This is a genomic window from Mycobacterium sp. 1245852.3 (genome assembly GCF_001669335.1).
GTDB classification, from domain to species: Bacteria; Actinomycetota; Actinomycetes; order Mycobacteriales; family Mycobacteriaceae; genus Mycobacterium; species Mycobacterium europaeum_A.
The window spans coordinates 1-1,784 of record NZ_LZLL01000274.1; the positions used below are offsets into that span (position 1 = coordinate 1).

3 protein-coding genes are annotated in these 1,784 nt (G+C 73.0%); all 3 read left to right on the top strand.

Annotation, left to right across the window (positions count from 1 at the left end; genetic code table 11):
• Positions 1–442: extracellular solute-binding protein (locus A9W96_RS12040; protein ID WP_156765206.1), on the top strand; the 442-nt coding region annotated here is incomplete at its 5' end.
• A gap of 7 nt (positions 443–449) precedes the next feature.
• On the top strand, positions 450–1,250 hold the full coding sequence (locus A9W96_RS12045; protein WP_067140008.1) for an ABC transporter permease: 801 nt from the start codon (positions 450–452) through the stop codon (positions 1,248–1,250).
• Positions 1,247–1,784, top strand: a 538-nt coding sequence (locus A9W96_RS12050; RefSeq protein WP_156765207.1) for a sulfate/molybdate ABC transporter ATP-binding protein, incomplete at its 3' end; no start/stop codon positions are given. The genes A9W96_RS12045 and A9W96_RS12050, both read left to right, overlap by 4 nt.

Sequence of the window (1,784 nt, forward strand, 5' to 3'; positions counted from 1 at the left end):
CTTCGCGTCGAACACCCTGGTCATCGTCACCGCTCCGGGCAACCCCAAGCGAATCGGCTCCTTCGCCGATCTGGCCAGACCCGGCCTCAACGTGGTGACCTGCCAGCAGCCGGTGCCGTGCGGGGCGGCGGCCCGCCGCGTCGAAGACCGCACGGGCGTGCGCCTCAACCCGGTCAGCGAGGAACCCAGCGTGACCGACGCCCTCACCAAGGTCACCAGCGGCCAGGCCGACGCCGCGCTGGTCTATGTCACCGACGCCAAGAACGCCGGCGCCAAGGTGGCGAGCGTGGCCTTCCCGGAGGCCGCCGCCGCGGCGAACGTCTATCCCATCGGCGTGCTGAAGAACGCACCGCTCGCTGCGCAGGCGCACAAGTTCGTCGACTTGGTGACCTCGCCGACCGGGCAGCAGATCCTGGTCCAGGCCGGCTTCGCGAAACCCTGAGCCGCCCGTGCACCGGCCGACGGACCTGCCCCGCTGGGTGTACCTCCCCGCGGCGGCGGGGGCCGTCTTCGTGGTGCTGCCGTTGCTGGCCATCGCGGTCAAGGTCGACTGGCCGCACTTCTGGTCGCTGATCACCAGCTCGTCGTCGAAAACGGCGCTGTTGCTGAGCCTGAAGACCGCCGCCGCCAGCACGGCGCTGTGCGTGGTCTTCGGCGTGCCGATGGCGCTGGTGCTGGCGCGCAGCACGGCGCGGTTGGTCCGGTTGCTGCGGCCGCTGATCCTGCTGCCCCTGGTGCTGCCGCCCGTGGTCGGTGGCATCGCGCTGCTCTACGCGTTCGGCCGGCTGGGGCTGCTCGGCCGGTACCTGGAGGCCGCCGGTGTCGGGATCGCGTTCAGCACCACCGCCGTGGTGCTGGCCCAGACCTTCGTCTCGCTGCCGTTCCTGGTCATCTCCCTCGAGGGCGCCGCGCGCACCGCCGGCGCCGACTACGAGCTGGTGGCCGCGACGCTGGGGGCGCGCCCGAGCGTCGTGTGGTGGCGGGTCACCCTGCCGCTGCTGTTGCCGGGCGTGGTGTCGGGGGCGGTGCTGGCCTTCGCCCGCTCGCTGGGCGAATTCGGGGCGACACTGACCTTCGCGGGATCCCGCCAGGGGGTGACCCGCACGCTGCCGCTGGAGATCTACCTGCAGCGGGTGACCGACGCCAATGCCGCTGTGGCGCTGTCGATCCTGCTGGTGGTGGTGGCGGCCCTGGTGGTGCTGGGCCTGGGCACCCGCCGGCTGGCCGGGGCCGACACGGGGCAACCGTGAGCGAATTGCAGCTGCGCGCGGTCGTCGCGGACCGCGGGGTGGACGTGGAGTTCGAGGTATCCGCGGGCGAGGTGCTCGCCGTGCTCGGCCCCAACGGCGCCGGCAAATCGACGGTGCTACACGTCATCGCGGGGCTACTTCGGCCCGACCACGCGGTGGTGCGGCTGGGGGACCGGGTCCTGACCGACACCGCGGCCGGCGTCAGCGTGCCGACACACGACCGCCGGGTCGGGCTGCTGCTGCAGGATGCGCTGCTGTTCCCGCACATGAGTGTTGCCGCCAACGTCGGTTTCGGACCGAACAGCCGTCGGGCGCGGTGGCGGGCGGGTCGCACCGCAAGATCCGACACGGCGCTGGGGTGGCTGCGCGAGGTGGACGCGGAGGGCCTGGCCGACCGGAAGCCGCGCCAGCTGTCCGGCGGGCAAGCGCAGCGGGTCGCGATCGCCCGGGCGCTGGCCGCCGAACCCGACGTGTTGCTGCTCGACGAACCGCTGGCCGGGCTCGACGTCGCCGCGGCGGCCGCGATCCGGGCCG